General features: G+C 63.4%; 12 protein-coding genes. 2 read left to right on the forward strand and 10 right to left on the reverse strand.

Features of this window, described 5'->3' with window-relative positions:
• Nucleotide 1: 1 nt before the first annotated feature.
• Together FYJ85_RS08885 and FYJ85_RS08890 are read right to left on the reverse strand one after the other, a co-directional pair.
• Nucleotides 2–682 carry a prepilin-type N-terminal cleavage/methylation domain-containing protein gene (locus tag FYJ85_RS08885; protein WP_154417962.1) on the reverse strand — a complete coding sequence of 227 codons (681 nt, stop codon included), beginning with the start codon at nt 680–682 and terminating at the stop codon, nt 2–4.
• Nucleotides 683–752: 70 nt separating this feature from the next.
• The gene (locus FYJ85_RS08890; RefSeq protein WP_154417964.1) at nt 753–3,071 is read right to left on the reverse strand and encodes a beta-galactosidase; all 2,319 of its coding nucleotides are present in this window, start codon (nt 3,069–3,071) and stop codon (nt 753–755) included.
• Between the two features lie 285 nt (nt 3,072–3,356).
• Here FYJ85_RS08890 and FYJ85_RS08895 point away from each other — a divergent pair, with 285 nt between their 5' ends.
• Nucleotides 3,357–4,412, forward strand: a complete 1,056-nt coding sequence (locus FYJ85_RS08895) for a GntR family transcriptional regulator (protein ID WP_158704129.1) — start codon at nt 3,357–3,359, stop codon at nt 4,410–4,412.
• Here FYJ85_RS08895 and FYJ85_RS08900 read toward each other — a convergent pair.
• Together FYJ85_RS08900 and FYJ85_RS08905 are read right to left on the reverse strand one after the other, a co-directional pair.
• A complete protein-coding gene (locus FYJ85_RS08900; protein WP_106054265.1) occupies nt 4,351–6,693 on the reverse strand; it encodes an alpha-L-rhamnosidase-related protein in 2,343 nt (780 codons plus the stop codon). The two genes, FYJ85_RS08895 and FYJ85_RS08900, sit on opposite strands and share 62 nt — an antisense overlap.
• 19 nt (nt 6,694–6,712) lie before the next feature.
• A complete protein-coding gene (locus tag FYJ85_RS08905) occupies nt 6,713–7,627 on the reverse strand; it encodes a nucleoside hydrolase (protein ID WP_154417966.1) in 915 nt (304 codons plus the stop codon).
• A 265-nt stretch (nt 7,628–7,892) separates the two neighbouring features.
• Here FYJ85_RS08905 and FYJ85_RS08910 point away from each other — a divergent pair, with 265 nt between their 5' ends.
• Nucleotides 7,893–8,213 (forward strand): MGMT family protein, encoded by a 321-nt coding sequence (locus tag FYJ85_RS08910; RefSeq protein ID WP_177994532.1) that lies wholly within the window; start codon nt 7,893–7,895, stop codon nt 8,211–8,213.
• Between the two features lie 34 nt (nt 8,214–8,247).
• On the opposite strand, the gene FYJ85_RS08915 is transcribed toward FYJ85_RS08910, so the two are convergent.
• The 6 genes from FYJ85_RS08915 to FYJ85_RS08940 all read right to left on the reverse strand — a co-directional run bounded on the left by FYJ85_RS08915 (nt 8,248) and on the right by FYJ85_RS08940 (nt 15,863).
• Nucleotides 8,248–9,855: a sugar porter family MFS transporter gene (locus tag FYJ85_RS08915; protein WP_154417970.1), complete on the reverse strand. Its 1,608-nt coding sequence runs from the start codon at nt 9,853–9,855 to the stop codon at nt 8,248–8,250.
• Between the two features lie 28 nt (nt 9,856–9,883).
• A complete protein-coding gene (locus FYJ85_RS08920) occupies nt 9,884–10,738 on the reverse strand; it encodes a carbohydrate kinase family protein (RefSeq protein WP_154417972.1) in 855 nt (284 codons plus the stop codon).
• Nucleotides 10,739–10,741: 3 nt separating this feature from the next.
• Nucleotides 10,742–11,758, reverse strand: a complete 1,017-nt coding sequence (locus FYJ85_RS08925; RefSeq protein ID WP_154417974.1) for a glycoside hydrolase family 32 protein — start codon at nt 11,756–11,758, stop codon at nt 10,742–10,744.
• A gap of 80 nt (nt 11,759–11,838) precedes the next feature.
• Entirely contained in the window at nt 11,839–12,741 is a 903-nt protein-coding gene (locus FYJ85_RS08930) for a helix-turn-helix transcriptional regulator (RefSeq protein WP_106054271.1), read from the reverse strand.
• A gap of 77 nt (nt 12,742–12,818) precedes the next feature.
• Nucleotides 12,819–13,706, reverse strand: a complete 888-nt coding sequence (locus FYJ85_RS08935) for a glycyl-radical enzyme activating protein (protein ID WP_154417976.1) — start codon at nt 13,704–13,706, stop codon at nt 12,819–12,821.
• A 3-nt stretch (nt 13,707–13,709) separates the two neighbouring features.
• Complete coding sequence (locus tag FYJ85_RS08940; RefSeq protein WP_154417978.1) at nt 13,710–15,863, reverse strand: pyruvate formate lyase family protein; 2,154 nt, start codon at nt 15,861–15,863, stop codon at nt 13,710–13,712.
• Nucleotides 15,864–16,160: the final 297 nt, after the last annotated feature.

Consider the following 16,160-nt stretch of genomic DNA (forward strand, 5'->3'; position numbering starts at 1 on the left):
GTCAGTCTTTGATCCAGGCCCAGGTCAGCATGGACTGGGGCTCGCTGCCGCTCCAGCAGTTGTCGACCTCCCAGGAAAGGCGCCCGATATCGCGGGTGTTGGCCGCATGGCCGTCGACATAGAGGAGGTTCAGCGAATCGTTGTGCCGCCAGTCGGTTCTCTGGACAATGTTTTCCCAGATGCGCCAGAGGCAGGTCGCATTCTGCCGGCATTTGAAATCGGCCACTGCCCCGAGATTGCCCGGCGTTTTCGCCGAGGTCACCTTCCGGATGGAGGAGCCGTTGTCGCTGGGGTCGAAGTGTCCGTTGATCGCGTAGTTGGTCATCGGATTGTCTCCGGCGATCCGGATCGACTCCTCGCTGCTCGGGCAGAGCAGGGTCTTGCCGTAATCCTCTCCCGCGTGAGCGACGGTTCTGGCGATGTAGGGGGTGATGGAGATGACCCAGTAATTGTTGTTGTATTCGCCGGGGCCGTATTGCGGGATCGGCAGAAAGCCGTCCTGTTCCATGGTGTAGAAGTTGATGCCCATCCCGATCTGCTTGAGGTTGTTGATGCAGCTGATGGAGTGCGCCCGGGAGCGCGCCTGGTTCAGGGCCGGCAGCAGCATGCCGGCCAGAATCGCGATGATGGCGATGACGACCAGAAGCTCGATCAGCGTGAAGTTCCTGATTTTCCTGTGCATGGTGAATACCTTTCTGTCATTGGTTAAGGTAGCGTGTCCGACTGTATTTTCCAATTTGCGGTTCAAAAAATCAGACCTCCTGTTCCTGGAGTTTCCGGCGGGGGGCGGGGCGTTTGTCTGCCGCGTCTGAATGGCGGATGAGGAATTCGTACTTCCGGAGCAGCCTGATTTTGATTTCGCAGTTGCGTCCGCCCGGAATCCGCAGCGTCAGGCGTTCGGCGCCGGAACGGCGGCTCCATGCCGCCAGCCCGATCTCCCAGACCAGGAATTTCCCGTAGTAGTGGTCGGAGATCAGCCTGCCGTCGAGGAACGCCTGTCCATATTCGCCGTCGTAGGCGGCTTCGAGGACGAGGTCGGCGGCGTCCCGCAGCATATCGGGCGTGACGACGGTTTCGAGCACGAGGTCGTTCCCGGCCCGGCTGCGGTGAAAACTGAGTTCCGGCGCGCGGTGGCCGGGCAGGTTGCCCGAGAAGCTGCGGATGCCGAATCCGGGCGTCTCCTGCAGCCGCACCTCCGCCTCGCCGCAATGGAGTTCGAGCGGACGCGGGCTCAGGACGTCCAGCGTGAAGAAGTCGCGGTCGCAGAGTGCCGAAATCCGTACGTTTTCTCCGCTGCGCACGCTTTCGAGAATCTGCATCGAGCTGAAGGCGGCGTACTCGGCGATATCGCAGCACTCACCGGCCCGTTCGGTATCCACGAGTATGAAGCGGACGCCGTCCTTCCCTCCGAATTCGGCGGCCTCGATGCCGCGCGACGGGGAGCCGACCGCGCTGACGAGGTTCGGGCTGTGGCGTTTGATCAGCAGTCCCGGCGTGGCGCGGACGGGATCGGCATCGGGCAGCACGAAGCTGCTTTCGGTGAACTCGTCGGTCGTGGCGAAGGCGATCAGCTGCACGGCGTTGCCGTAACCGCGGCGGTCCAGCAGCGTCGCGGTCGAGTGGTCGAGAAAGCAGCGTTCTTTGAGCTTGACGAAGAACGGCAGAATCTTCGTGGTCTGCGGCGGCAGCTCGAGCTGGACCAGTTTCGGATACTCCTGAAACACCTCGCTGGCCAGCCGGTTCGGCGTGGTTGCGATGCGCACGTCGCGCTTCCAGCCGGCGTGAATGTTGCTGACGTTGCGGGCGAAGATGAAGTTGCTGTCCGACAGGTTGAGCCCGGTGGTGACCCGGGCGAGCGCTTCGACTTTGCGGCCCGGCTGCGCGCGCGCCGCGGCCGCCTCAGCCGGAATTTCCCGGCCGTAGCCGTCGAAAAGATCGCCGCTCTGTGGATTTTCCCCGGGATGGGCCGAGCCGAAGGCGCGGAGTGTGCACCAGTCCGGATCGGGATGGGTTTTCAGGATTTCGGTTTCGAAACTGCGCAGGAACCAGCCGAGCCGTTTCAATCCGCGGTAGGAGTCGCGCAGCGTCCCGGTGCAGCTGATCGGTGCTTGAAAATTCATGTCGCGGTGCGGGATCATCGATTCGTTATCGTCCCCGAAGTGCTGTCCGTCGCAGAAGATGAAAAATCCGACGCCGGACGCCCCCTCGGCGACCGTCTGCTGGGCGAGCGCCTCGACGCTCGGCGCCTTGATGATCGGTCCCTGAAAGCCGTTCGTGTTGCGGTAGGCGGGGTAATCGAAGAAACGGACGAACATGCCGCAGCCGGTTTCGATCGAAATATACGGCACGCCGCGGTTTTCGCGCGGCCGCAGCGGGGAGAGTTCCCCGTCCGTGCCGAAGCAGGAGGCCGGATAGTGTCCGCCGGTATCGACGCGGCTGCCGAGCAGCTCCTCGCGTCCTTCGATCCGGTTGATGTCGATGAACGGCAGGTCGATGCCGGCTTCGCGGACCAAACGGCTGTAAAATTCGAGATGCTTGCGGTTTTCGGCGTCATCGGTGTCGCCGCGCGGAATGTCGTCACCTTTGCAGCCGGCCGAGCCGAGTTCGTTTTCGAGCTGGAACAGGATGATCGGACCGCCGGAAGTGATCAGGTGCTTCCCGGCAATGGCGAGAAATTTCCGGTAAAACCGCTCCGCATAGCCGAGGTATTCGGGATCGTTGCTGCGGAGCTTCGCACCGAGCTTCTCCACGAGGAAATCCGGATAGCCGCCGTTGCGGAATTCGCCGTGCACGAACGGCCCCATGCGGAAGATGGCGTAAAGGCCGAGTTCGCCGAGCAGCCCGAGCAGGTGATCGACATCGTGGTTGCCGCTGAAATCCCAGACGTTGTCCGCGGTTTCATGGTACCGCCAGACGCAGTAGAAGCTGACCGTGTTGATTCCGGCCGCCTTCATCATCAGCAGCCGGTCGCGCCAGACCGCACGCGGAATGCGGCCGTAGGAGAAGTCGCCCGCATAAATGAAGCGCGGTTTCCCGCCGATTACCAGATATTCTTTTTCCACCTGAAACATTTCGATTCACCGCTCCGGTTGATTCATTTCATTTTTCGTTCGCTTATATTATGATCGATTTGCCGGCAAAAGACAATAGGTTTTAAATAAATTTGAAATAGAAAGATATTGTAATTTATTGAAAGTTATATACAATATATTTTTACTGAAAAATTGATTGCCGTTCATCGGAATGCCGCTGGCATTTTCCCGAACCCCCTTTTATAGTAATGGGGAATGCGGGAACATGTCCGGCGGAGCGGATGTTTCCGGCATCGGTTTTTTATGGACGGGGAGATATCGGAAGTGTTTGATTTCATCGCGTTGAAACGGTCGGTCGGCGAATATATCGATTCGCTGCATCTCGAGCCGGGAGACCGGATTCCGACCGAAAACAAACTGTGCCGGAAATTCGAAGCCAGCCATTATCAGGTCCGGAAGGTGCTGGCCGAGCTGAATGCCGAGCGCGGCTGGGTGACCATCCAGGGCTCCGGAACCTACATTCCGGGCGGACTCGAGCGCCGCCCGCGGGAGCGGGTCATCGCGGTCGTGCGCTCGTATCTGCACGACATGATCACGCAGATGAGCGACGCGCATTCGCTGGCGCTCGAAAACAAATACCAGTTTCTGCTGTTCGGCATCGACCATGCGGAGATCGTCGCGGAGCAGGAGTGCCTTGAGCATCTGCTGACCCGGCGGCTGCACGCACTGGTCATCGATCCCCACCCCGGAAATCCGAAGATGCGCGAAACCCTCGACCGGTTTGTCGCGCAGGGGACGCGTGTCGTGCTGCTGAACGGTTCGGAGGAGCTCCGGCGGCGCTATCCGACTTACAGCTTCAATTATCACCGGGCCGGATATATGGCGCTGGTTCAGCTCATGCGGCAGAATGTGAGGAAGGTGATCCACATCGCTCCCTACAATTCCATCGCCTGGCAGCACGAGGAGTTCCGGCAGGGGGTGGACGAGGCCAGCGCGGATTTTTCGTTTCCGGTGGAACGCATGTTCGGGAAGATGATGCTCGATGTGAGGAGTTTCAGATGGAGCTGGCAGCCGCAGGAATTCCAGCTGCCGCTGGAGGATGGCTGCGGTTACATCGACGACAACGACCCTTTCGAGGCCAGCTACGTGCAGACCCGGCTGCAGGAGGCGGGGTTCCGGAGTTCACCGGTGATTTCGGTCTATCACACTTCCGGTCCCTCCGCCTGCGCGACGCTCTGTTTCAATATGAATGAACGTATGAAATGGGTCGTGAACGAACTGATTCACAATGCCGGAAATTTGCCGCATGAGCACCGGTTCAACCCGGTTCTGACCCCGCCGTCGGAGTCGCCGGAGCCGTACCGGGTGCTGTGGGGCTGACGGTCGCGGGTTCGCCGGGCTTGAGATCGAATTCCGTGCCGTCCTTCCGCCGGATTCTGAGCCGGGAGGCGGACGAGAGCGTACAGCCGTCCCCCGGCCGTCCGGAGACGGTCAGCAGCCGGCCGCCGCCGACCGGCAGCACGGCCGTGAACGGAGGAGCCCCCGCCGCCGGCTCCACGCCGACGACCGCATAGCCCGGTTCCGCCGGATATACGCCCGCATAGTGCCGCAGCAGATGGTAAAGCGGCCCCGCGCTCCAGGCGTGGCAGTCGCTCCGGGTATCGGCAGACGGGCATTCCGGAAAGGTCGTGAAGCCGAGCTCGAGCATCGGCTCCCACTGCTTCAGCACCGTTTCGAAGCCGGCATCGTTGCCGGTTCTGTGCATCGCTTCGAGCAGGTAGAAGGCGAAGTAGAGCGTGCAGCCGGTCAGGCCGGGGTCCTCCGTCAGCGCGGCGGAAAGCTCCGTTCTCAGGCCGCTGTCCGCGGCGCCGGCGAGAATCGCCCAGGCGTTGACGTGACAGCTGAAGTACGCCTTTCCCGGCACGTCGGTGTAGCGGCGGCGCTCCTGGTCGAAGCAGTGCCGGTTGACCGCGGCGAGAACGCTTTGCCGCTCCGCTTCCCAGTCGTGTCCGGGGATGATCCCGGCTGCCCGGAAAAGCCGCCCGGCCACCCGGCACGCTTCGGCGTAGAGCAGATTCAGCAGCGTTTCCGGGAGCTCTTCGCCGCGGGAGCTGCGCCCGTCCGGCCACCCCGCGGCCCAGTCGCTGAAGTTCCAGCCCGGCACCGGCCCGATCAGGCCGGTGCCGCCGTCGCGGTGCGCGGAGAAATATTCGAGCACGTCGCGGATGCCGTTCCGGTGTTCGGCAATGACGGATTGGTCGCCGGTGTAGTCGTAACAGTCCCCGGCCATCATGATCCAGTAGAGGCTGAAACCCGGGATGACCTGCCGGAAATTCGACGGGTAGCGCGAGGCGGTCAGGCCGCCGCCGAGCCGCGATTCGTCGAATTGCCGGACCGCCTGCCTGCCGAGCCGCGCGTCGCCGGTCGCAAGATAGGAGATCAGCGCCTGAATGCGCGTGTCGCCCGCGTACTGCAGCTGCTCCCAGTACGGGCAATCCTCGTAGTGCTCATGGGCGCAGCAGCGCGCCGTGTGCCAGGCCGTTTCGAAGATTCGTTCGAGGACGGGGCGTTCCGGGCTTCTCCAGACAGCTTTGCGGTCGAACGGGTAGGCGACGAATTCGAACGACAGCCGTTCGATCGCAAGCGGGGCATCAAGTTCGAAGGCGAGCTCGACGAAGCGGCCGGAACGGTACCAGAAGCTGTCGAAGGCTCCGTCGGCGCCGTTCAGCTTCAGCAGGTCGGAAAATCCGTACTCCCCGACGCGGCCGCCGGGGACCGGGCCGCGCTCCGTGCGGACGCCGTTGCGGAAAAGCGCTTCCGCATAGCCGATCCGGCAGACGCCTTTTCCGCCGGAGAAACGCAGATGGACGAGGCTGGTGCGGTAGCGCCCGAGGTCGAGCAGGATTGTGTGCTTTCCGGCCGGGATGCGCCCCGTCGCTCCCCCGGAACCGTCCGGCGCGAGAAATTCGTTTCCGGCGAGGATGCTTCGCACCGCGACCGGTTCCTGCCGCATCGGCGGAGTCGTTCCGGGAACCAGGCGCCAGCGGGTCGGCGGATCGGTTTTGCAGCGGTCGGCGAAATACGGTTCCCCGACATGCCTGACGGCGGGCCAGTCCGAATCGTCGAATTCCGGCAGCTTCCAGCCCGTGAGCGCCGGGTCGGGCTCGTACTCCTCCATCGGCGGAGCCGGAATGCCGCCCCGGCCGTTCCAGCTGTCGCGCCATTTGCGGTGACGGCGCGAAGCGTCCCGGCGGCAGCGCCAGCTTCCGGGTGTCGCAAACGCCGCGTCGCCGGAGAGGATGAGAAAGCCGCCGCCGGTGTGGATTTCACTCCACGGTCCCTCTTCTTCCCGGAAGCCGCACGGGTAGACGATCACCTCGGCGGCGAGGACGTGACTGCCGGGCGGGAGCTCCAGCGTACAGGATTCGTAACGGTAGTGTTCGAGGTCGCCGCGCGCCGGGCCGCGGCCGACGAAGACTCCGTCGAGGAACAGATTGCAGCGGTTGTCGGCGCTGAACAGGAGCCGGACGGTCCGCTGCCGGGCGGTTCGGAAGGCGAGGCGGAAGAGTGTGAACTCCGGCGCGCCGGACGGATAGTCCGGGTGCCAGCACCAGCTGCCCGGCAGAGTCTCCGGGGCGAGGGGAATTTGCGGTTCTTCCATCGTTTTCCTTCCCAGGCGGTTACCAGACTTCGGCCATGAACGATTCGACGAATGCGGCACTTTCGTCCGGGCTGCGCGTCAGCGACAGGCACCAGTGCGGTGCGCCGTGCGGCTCCGTCCAGCGGTGGGAGCAGCCGGCCGGGTCGAACACGATCCGGCCGGGCTCGCTGCGCGCGGCGAAACCGCTGCGCTCAAGCACGTCCGCCGCGGCGAGCACCGCCAGCTGATCCCAGCTTGAGCGGCGGAAGCCGGGTGTTCCGCCGCCGAATTTCCGGTAGGCCAGCAGTTCGAGGTTGTCCGCCGCGACCCGGCGGGCCAGCTCCGCTCCGGTCAGCACGTCGCCGCCGATCGGGGAAACCAGGATCGGGGTCGGCCATTCGGCGGTTACGAATGCGGCGGCCTCCGGCGCCATCTCCCAGTTGAACCCGGGACGTCCCTCCGGCCGGACGCCGTTGGCCATCGAGACCAGGAGCTTGACCTTGCGGGCGACAAGTTCGCGCCCGCCCGGCTGCCGCAGCAGCTCGGCCAGAAGCGTCAGGAGCCCGATCGCGCAGATCGTCACGCTGCCGTCCTCCGCCTGTTCTAGCAGCCTGCGGTAGAGGGCGACGCCCTCTTCGGGCCGGAACCGGTCCGGCAGCGCCTCCGGGACGGCTTCGGCCATGGCGCGGTGGTAAAGCCGGTCGGGCATCCGCTCCCTGTGCTGCCGGTAGCGCCCGCTGTCCGGGTAGTCGAAGTTGCAGCCGACCGGAATGTCGGGCCGGCCGAGCCGGAGGTTCAGCGCCCGGACCCCCGCCGCCGGCCAGGGGGAGTGAACGCTGGCGATGACGCCGGCGATTGCCGCGTTTCCGCGCCGGGCGAGCGCGTGCAGCACGCAAAGCGCGCCCGCGTCGTCGCAGTCGGTTTCAAAATCAGTGTCGAGAATGATCGTTTCCATAAGATATCCATCCGTAATTCCGGTTTGCCGGTTTTCCTGTTAGTATAACACCGGCCGCCGCCGGAAGCAAGCGGTCGTGGAAGGAGTTTTGGCGGATCGTCCGGACTTCCCGGCTTGCAAAACGGTTCCCCGGCGGCTATTTTAGAACGAATCATCCGATCAGCAAAGTTTTCCGCGCTTGACGGCAGGGGGATACGGAAGGCGGCCGGGCATTCCGGCCGCAGTTCGGCAAATCCGGCTCAACTTGGCGGAAAAGGAGGAACATGTGACAGGTGAAACCGCCGGATACGAAGCGCTCGTCTGCGAGCTGGTCGCCGCCATTCCGCGCGGCTGCGTCGCCACCTATGGGCAGATCGCGTTTTTGACCGGCCACCCGCGCCGTTCGCGCATGGTCGGCCGGGCCGTCTCCCGCGTTCCGGCCGGCCGGAGACTGCCGTGCCACCGGGTCGTGAACCATGCCGGGCGCACCGCTCCGGGCTGGCCGGAGCAGCGCGCGTTGCTCGAGCGCGAAGGTGTCCGTTTCAAGCCGAACGGCTGTGTCGACCTCGACCGCCATCTGTGGGCCGCGTTTCCGCTGCCGGAGTGACCGGAGGCGCGGAAAACGGCCCTTCCGCCTGCGTTCACGCTTCGCTCACCGGGTCGAGCCGCTTTTCGATCTGCTCGAGCGACAGCCCCTTCGTCTCCGGCATCATGGTTTTCGCCCAGATCAGCTGCAGGATCATCATCGCGCAGAAAAAGGCGAACATGTAGCCCGCGTCGAACGCCTTGATCGCGATCGGGAAGACCAGCGTCAGCAGCGCCGCGAAAATCCAGTGCGTGAAGCTGCCGAGCGCCTGTCCGGCCGCGCGCTGGTCGTTCGGGAAGATCTCCGAGATGAATACCCAGATGATCGTTCCGGACCCGACGGCGTGGGCCGCGATGAAGACGATCATGCAGACGAGCACGATGTAACTCGATGCGCCGAGAAGCTTCGAAGCTTCGATTTTCGAGAGTTCGGCCGCCGCTTTCACCTCGGCCGGCGGGAGCTGCTCGGGAAGGAGGATTTTCGCCCCCTTGTACCGTTCCGATGCGGCAGCGTCGGCCAGAGCTTTCCGGGCGGCGGCGTAGTCGGCGGCAGCGCGCTGTTTGTCGGCTGCGGAGAAATAGCCTTCGCCTCTTTCGATGCGCATGGCCTGCTCGGCGCCGGTGATCGTGTCGATCGAGGCCGAGACGACCTTGAATTCGGAGAAGCTGAAGAAGGCGATCGCGCAGACGCCGAGGCTCAGGATATATCCGGCCGAACCGATGTAAAGCAGCGTCCGCCTGCCGAGCCGGTCGATGAGCCAGAGCCCGACGAAGGTGAAGATCAGGTTCGTCACGCCGAGGCTGATCGATGCCGCCAGTGCGTTGTTCATCCCGGCCAGCCCGAGCAGCCGCGGCGCGAAGTACAGAATCACGTTGATCCCCGAAACCTGATTGAAGAAGGCGATCAGGAATGCGAAGAAGATCGGCTTGCGCATGCGCATGGTCCAGAACTTCGAATGTTTTCCGGCCGGTACCCGGGTTGCTTCGACCGAGCCGGCCAGCTCCGCGATTTCGGCTTCGCTCATGCCGGGATTGATTTTCCGGAACACCTCGACGCCCTCTTCGGGCCGGTTCGCATCGACGATGAGCCAGCGCGGGCTCTCCGGCAGCGAGAAGCACATGAGTGTGTAGATGACGGCCGGAACCGCTTCGACGCCGAGCATCCAGCGCCAGCCGACTCCGATGTCGCAGAGATTGCCGATGATGTAGTTCGACAGATAGGCGACGAGGATGCCGAAGACGATGTTGAACTGGAAAAGTCCGCCGAGCTTGCCGCGGTCCTTCGCCGGGGAGATCTCCGCGATGAAGAGCGGCGCCGCGATCGTCGAAATGCCGATGCCGACCCCGCCGATGAAGCGCGCGACGATGAACGAACCCACATCCCAGGCGAGTCCGGAGCCGATCGCCGACACCACGTACAGAATACCGTTGAAAATCAGGATTTTCCGACGCCCCCACCTTTTGGTCGGGATTCCGCCGAAGCAGGCGCCGAGCACGGTGCCCCACAGCGCCGAACTCAGCGCCCAGCCGTGCATCGTGCCGCTCAGGGCCCAGAGGTCCTGAATCTCTTTTTCGGCCCCCGAAATCACCACCGTGTCGAAGCCGAACAGGAAACCGGCCAGGGCCGATGTGATGGACCAGAGCAATAAACGTCCTTTTGTCATCGTATCATCTCCGCGTGATGTCCGTTGATCAGAATGCGCCCGGAATGGCGGCCACCTCGGCCGCGAGCCGGTTCCCCTCCGCCGCCGCGATTTCGATCCGGTGGCCCGAAAGACAGTGGAACAGGAAGCCGGCGCTGAATGCGTCCCCCGCCCCGACCGTGCTGACCACCTCGGCCGGATAGGCCGGCGAGGTGAACTTCTCCCCGCCGTGCCAGATTTCGCACCCTTCCGGGCCGAGGGTCAGGATCACCGTGTTGAGTCCGAAGCGCTTCGCCACGGCGCCGCTTTCGGGCTCGATGCCGAACATCGAGGCGATCACCGGGAGCTCGTCGTCATTCAGCTTGACGACATCCGCCGCCGCCAGCGAGTGTTCCAGAATCTCCTTCGAATAGAAGTCCTGCCGCAGGTTCACGTCGCAGAATACCCGGCAGCGGATTCCGGACAGCAGCCGCCTGAGGGTGCTCCGCGACGCTTCACCGCGCTGGGCCAGCGTGCCGAAGCAGAACAGATCAAGCTCCGACAGGTCGAGCTTCGGAACCGGGATGTAATCATAGGCGCAGTCGCGCAAAAAGCGGTAGGCCGGTACCTTCGCCTCGTTGAGCGACACCGTCACGCTGCCGGTCGGCTGCGGCACGCGGGCTACATGGTCGACCGGCAGCCCTTCGCGGACGATCTCCTGAATCGCCACGTCGCCGAGCGTATCCTGCCCGACCGCCGAAACGAGCAGCGACTCCACGCCGAGCCGGTGCAGGTGCACGGCCAGGTTCAGCGGCGCGCCGCCGAGGCGGGCGCCGTCGTCGAAAATATCGAACAGGACTTCTCCGAACGAGACGATCCGGAGCGGACGCCCGGGGCCGCCGTTTTCAAGGGGTACAGCTGTCATGCTTCAAATCTCCTTCTGCATCGGGATGGAAGTCGAACGCAGGATACAGCGTTCGCCGTGGTTGATGAAAGCCTCGACCGAGGCCGAATCCTCGATAATCAGCATATGCTCCGCCGCCGGAAGCTCGATCCCGCGGAGCGTCACCGGGCATTCCGGGCTCGACCATACGCGGCTGCCCGGAACCTGCGTCGCCGGGTTGACCAGAATCCGGTCATCCTTCAAAGTCAGCTCGACCGGGATCGACATCTGCTGGCTGAAGCCGCCGCTGCGGAATATTCCATTGTCGCGCAGCCAGAATACCGCGATCCGGCGGCCGCAGTTCGCGAAGGTCTGCCCTGCATAGGCGTCCCCCTCGAAAAGCGGTCGGGGAAGCGTCTCCGGCGTAAAGGCCTCTCCGTCGAAGCTGCCGAGCGAATAGACGCCGTTGGCGCCGAAAAGCACCCACCGGCCGCCGAGCTCGAAGAGCTCCGGGCACTCGTAGAAGCCGTGAATCCGGCTGCAGAACGTCCAGTTCTTCAGGTCCGCCGAACGGTAGAAGGCGATATGGTTGACTTCGTCGTAGACCGCAATGACGTAATGGCCGGGGGCGTAACGCAGAATGCGCGGATCGCGGCCGCGGTGACGGATGACCGGGTTGTCTTCGTACTCCGTAAACGTCATGCCGCCGTCGAGGCTGTACGCGAGGCATTCGCCGCGCCCGGTCGAGGTGAAGTAAACCAGCAGCGCGGGATTTTCCGGCGTGCCGAGGCCGGAGGCGTTCTCCGTGTCGAGGAACGCGCTTCCCGAGAAGCAGAGGTCATTCTCAGCCTTCGGGACGAGGGCGATCGGCAGCTCCTCCCAGTGCAGCAGGTCGTCGCTGACGGCGTGCCCCCAGTGGATGTTGCCCCACTCCGGCGCCTCCGGGTTGTGCTGAAAGTACATGTGATATCGGCTGCCCAGCACGACGAGCCCGTTCGGGTCGTTGAGCCAGCCCCGGCGTGCCGTGAAATGAAACTGTGGACGCGGCGGAATCTTCTGCATCGTTCTCTCCCTTGTGATTTCTGTTGCTCTGCTGTTAAATTATGATGGAAAACCGCCCGGAACGCAACTGCAAAAAATGGTCAGATACGTGCGATTTCAGGACTTTCATCTGTTTTGGTCCCGAAATTCATGCGTTCTGCCCGGTATTCTCCGGGGGAGAGCCCGGTGAGCCGCCGGAACGCATGGTAAAAATAATGGACATCGCTGTGACCTAAAAGCACGGCCACATCCTCCACGGTTCCGCCGGAACAGGTCAGCAGTTCCCGGGCGCGGTCGAGATAGATCGTGTTCAGGTATTCCTTGAGCGGCATGCCGATCTTCCGCCGGAAGCTTTTCGACAGCGCGAACGGCGTCATCTGCATGACGTCGGCCAGTTCCGAGACTCGGAGCCGGGCCGGCGGCGTCCGGTCGATCGCGGCCAGCACCGGGGCGAAGCGGCTGAAGAGTTCGCTGCGTTCGCGGAGCCGTTCGAGATGCGGCGCGACGAATTCCGACATGGCCGCCGCAGCCGCGCTCTGGATGGCGAGCGGCATGCCGGTTTCCCAGGCGTGTTCGAGATATGCGGAAATGACCGGCTGTTCGATGCGCAGCAGTCCCGGCGCATCGTGAAACACCGAACTGCGGGTGTGGTCCGCCAGACGCAGGTGCGCGTAGCAGAGCTTCGACCCCGCAAAATAGCGGACGTCGAACGAATGCTCGGCATTCAGGAGATAGATTCCGGCCGTGTCGAGCCGGTGGACGGCGCCGCCGATGATGATTTCGGCGCCGGGCGAGACTGCGCCCGCAAAGTGGAAGAGCCGGCAGAACGGCGGCGAAAGGTGGCGGTAGTGCCGCTCTTCTTCGCGCAGGTCGCAGCCGAAGTTGAACAGATCGAGGTTCAGCACGAGCCGGGTGCCGGCGTGCGTGAACTCCAGCCGGGTCCGGTTCGGAACCGAATCCAGATCATGCTGCTCGACGGCGCGCGATACGAGTACGGTCTCCATAACAATTCTCCTCCCTGCGGATACAGTACCACGCCGGGAGGGGAATTGCAATGATCCGCGGCGGCAAAAGCCGGAATTCAGCTTACGATCCGCACCGGATAGCGCCGGAGAAATGCGGCGGCGGAGAGCTCCGGCGCCGTCGGGCGCGGCATCGCATCCGGCCTGCCGACTGCCGCGTATTTGCTCCGGGCGAAATCGTGACAGGCCAGGAGCCGGACAGGAACCGGCGCGCTCCGCAGGGAAGAGAGGAGTTCCCCGGCTTTCCGGAGGTCGTCCTCGGCATCGTTCCAGCCGGGCATGAGCGGCATCCGGATTTCGAACGGAATTCCGCAGGCATCCAGCCTGCGCAGGTTCTCCAGTATCGTCCGGTTGTCCGCTCCGGTGCATTTCCGGTGCACGCCGGGATCGACCGCTTTGAGATCGAAGAGGAACAGGTTCGTCCACGGCAGGAGCCGCTCGAAATTGCGCCACGGCACATCGCCGCAGGTATCCAGCGCGGTGTGGATTCCGTCGTTGCGGAGCTGCCGGAGCAGCGCCTCGCAGAACTCCGGCTGAAGCAGCGGTTCCCCGCCGGAAAGCGTGACGCCTCCGCCGGAGGTCTCGTAGAACATCCGGTCGGCGGTCAGCAGCCGGAACGCTTCCGGAACGGAGATCCGTTCTCCGTAAATCCGCAGTGCGCCGGCGGGACAGCGTTTCACGCACTCGCCGCAGGCCGTGCAGCCGTTCCGGTCGACGGTGTGGACCCGGTTTTCGAACCGGTGTCGGGAGCAGGCTCCGGCGCACTTTCCGCACGACAGGCATTTCGAGGCGAAGAACGCAAGTTCCGGTTCGCGGCGGATCGTCTCCGGGTTGTGGCACCAGACGCAGCGCAGGGGGCATCCCTTCAGGAAGAGCGTCGTCCGGATGCCGGGGCCGTCGTGCACGGCGAACGGCTTGACGTCGGCGAAAACTCCTTCGGGTTCCATGATTCACGCTTCCCTTTCATTTGCTGCCGCCTGAATCAGGTAGCTGTCCTGCTCCCGGCGGCTGAGGTTGTTCCAGAGGACGTTCCAGCCGCAGACCCGGACCTGCAGGTCGGCGTACCGCTCCGGATGCATCTGCGCCTCCTTCAGCGTCTCCGTGCTGAAAATGTTGAAATGGATCGCATGGCCGCCGCGGAGGAGATAGGTCATCAGCAGCGCACGCATGGCGCCGAGGCCGTCTTCGCCGGATACCGCAGAGGGGGCGAGCATGACATCGAGCGGAAAATCCGCCATGAAGTACGCGGGATTCAGCTTCAGGACCGACCGGATCATCGCCGTGACTCCGCTGCGGTTGCTGCCGGGCTGGACCGAGACGTTCTTGGAGAACTCCTCCCCCCGCCGCCGTCCGTCCGCCGTGGCCGGAGAAACCTGTCCCCAGGTCAGGAAACGGTCTGCGGAATGGAGCGCCGTGGTGTAGCGGCCGCCGCGGCTGTTCCGGCGTCCGTTGATCCGGGCGGCGGCGGTTTCGACCAGCAGCCGCATGAGGTTGTCCGGCATATCCCGGTCGTTGCCGAATTTGTCCGGATCGTTCCGGATCTGCTGCAGGAGCGGTTCGCAGCCTTTCCAGTCGGCGTCGAGCGCCTTTCGGAATTCGTCCAGCGTGACGGTCTGGGTCTCATACACATATTTCCGGATCATGGCAAGCGCGTTGGCGGCGGACGCGGGACCCATCAGCCAGAGATTCGAGTTGTTGTAAACCGACCCCTTCGCATAACCGTCGACCCCTTTCTCCAGGGCGGACGCGCAGGCGCCGGAAAAGAGAGGCGCGGGATCAACGGCGTCGAGATACCGTTCGAATTCGTTCGAAACCTCGATGCAGTCGTCGCAGCTCTCTTCAAGACGCCGGAGGCAGCTTTGCAGAAAATCGTCGAAGTTCCGGAAACCGTCTCCTGCCCGCAGGGTCTTATCCACAATCTCCGGCAGCCCGAGGACGCAGGGACAGGTCTCCACCGCCTTTCCCCGGACAGCGTATTCGTAACAGCCCTTGATGTCCGCCGTGCGGGCTTCCTCCTCCGAATATCCCGCCGCGAGCATCGCTTTGCAGATGCACGGCTCCCCGACGAAGACGATGCTGTTGCGGCCGCTCCGGATCAGCTTGAGCGCCTTGTCCAGAAAATCGCGCGGCGTGTTTCCGGCGACTTTGATCTGGAGCTTCGGGTCGTAAATTCCGAGTTTTCCGTATTCGTCCAGAATCAGGTGCGACAGCTCGTTGACCGCGCTGGAGCCGTCCGGATTCGTGCCCCCGAAGTAGAACGGATGCCCGAAATAGTAGTTCATGGCGGAGACTCTGCACATGAAATTGCGGAAAACCGCCCGGATGTCGTCGCGCGTGAACTCCCCCGATTCCAGATCGCGGACGTAGTACGGATAGAGCACGCGGTCCAGATTGCCGAAGGAACGGGTCTGGATGCAGTCCGCATACTCCGAAAGCTGGTAATAGAGCCAGATCTGCAGCATGCATTCGTAAAGGGTCGCCGGAGCTCCGTCGCGCAAATGGCGCAGCGCGGTGACGGTTTCGGGGAGGCAGCCGGTTTGCTCCGCACAGGCGCAGATGCGGTTCATCAGCCGCTGCACGGCCTCGTATTCGAGCCGGACGGAGGCGAAAAAATCCCGGTTTTCCGCCGTCATCGTATTTCCGGCGCGTTCCATGAAGCGCTTTTCCGCGGCCTCCGCCCGCGACAGAAGACCGGAGAAGCCGAGAGAGAGGATCGCGTCCCAGTCCGGAACGCTGTGCCAGAAATCGAAATGGAATGCGACGGTCCCGTTGTCCGAAAGGGTCCGGGCGCGCGCCGCGGCCTCCCTCAGCGCTCCGTCGAACAGCTCCTGCTTCCAGCCCGGCAGGATGGCGTCGTCGAATGGTTTGCGGCCCCAGACGCCCAGCGTTACGAACAGATCCCGCGCCGATACGCCGATCCTCATGTTGTCGAGCAGATACGAAAACGCCTCCGCCTTGACGACTGCGCGGGAACCGTCCTTTTTCCGTCCGGCGAGCCGGAGCAGTCCGGCCTTGAGCTCTTCGACGGAAAGTCCGGTCTCCGGAATTCCCGGATTCCGGAATTCGGCCTCCAGTTCCGCTTTGTCCCGGTTGAAAACCAGCATGATATGCACCTCCTGATGTTTCCCGAAAAGTTCCCCCCCTTCCTCCTTCGCCGAGGCTGCGGAGGACAAGTCGGACTTGTCATCCACAGCGCCTGCGCGGCGGATGATACTTTTCGGGGGCCCCGCTCTCTGAAGAGACCATGCCCGACACTGCGTGTCGTGCTCGTCTCAAGAGACCATGCCCGACACTGCGTGTCGTGCTCGTCTCAAGAGACCATGCCCGACACTGCGTGTCGTGCTCGTCTCAAGAGACCATGCCCGACACTGCGTGTCGTGCTCGTCTCAAGAGACCATGCC

This window comes from Victivallis lenta, assembly GCF_009695545.1.
Taxonomy (GTDB): Bacteria; Verrucomicrobiota; Lentisphaeria; order Victivallales; family Victivallaceae; genus Victivallis; species Victivallis lenta.

Bases quoted from the DNA above. Each gene is read 5' to 3' on its own strand.
- FYJ85_RS08905 (WP_154417966.1), bottom strand. From the start codon at position 7,627: ATGGAAACGATCATTCTCGACACTGATTTTGAAACCGACTGCGACGAC.
- FYJ85_RS08920 (WP_154417972.1), bottom strand. From the start codon at position 10,738: ATGACAGCTGTACCCCTTGAAAACGGCGGCCCCGGGCGTCCGCTCCGG.
- FYJ85_RS08935 (WP_154417976.1), bottom strand. From the start codon at position 13,706: ATGGAACCCGAAGGAGTTTTCGCCGACGTCAAGCCGTTCGCCGTGCAC.
- FYJ85_RS08885 (WP_154417962.1), bottom strand. From the start codon at position 682: ATGCACAGGAAAATCAGGAACTTCACGCTGATCGAGCTTCTGGTCGTC.
- FYJ85_RS08900 (WP_106054265.1), bottom strand. From the start codon at position 6,693: ATGGAAGAACCGCAAATTCCCCTCGCCCCGGAGACTCTGCCGGGCAGC.
- FYJ85_RS08940 (WP_154417978.1), bottom strand. From the start codon at position 15,863: ATGCTGGTTTTCAACCGGGACAAAGCGGAACTGGAGGCCGAATTCCGG.
- FYJ85_RS08925 (WP_154417974.1), bottom strand. From the start codon at position 11,758: ATGCAGAAGATTCCGCCGCGTCCACAGTTTCATTTCACGGCACGCCGG.
- FYJ85_RS08930 (WP_106054271.1), bottom strand. From the start codon at position 12,741: ATGGAGACCGTACTCGTATCGCGCGCCGTCGAGCAGCATGATCTGGAT.
- FYJ85_RS08890 (WP_154417964.1), bottom strand. From the start codon at position 3,071: ATGTTTCAGGTGGAAAAAGAATATCTGGTAATCGGCGGGAAACCGCGC.
- FYJ85_RS08915 (WP_154417970.1), bottom strand. From the start codon at position 9,855: ATGACAAAAGGACGTTTATTGCTCTGGTCCATCACATCGGCCCTGGCC.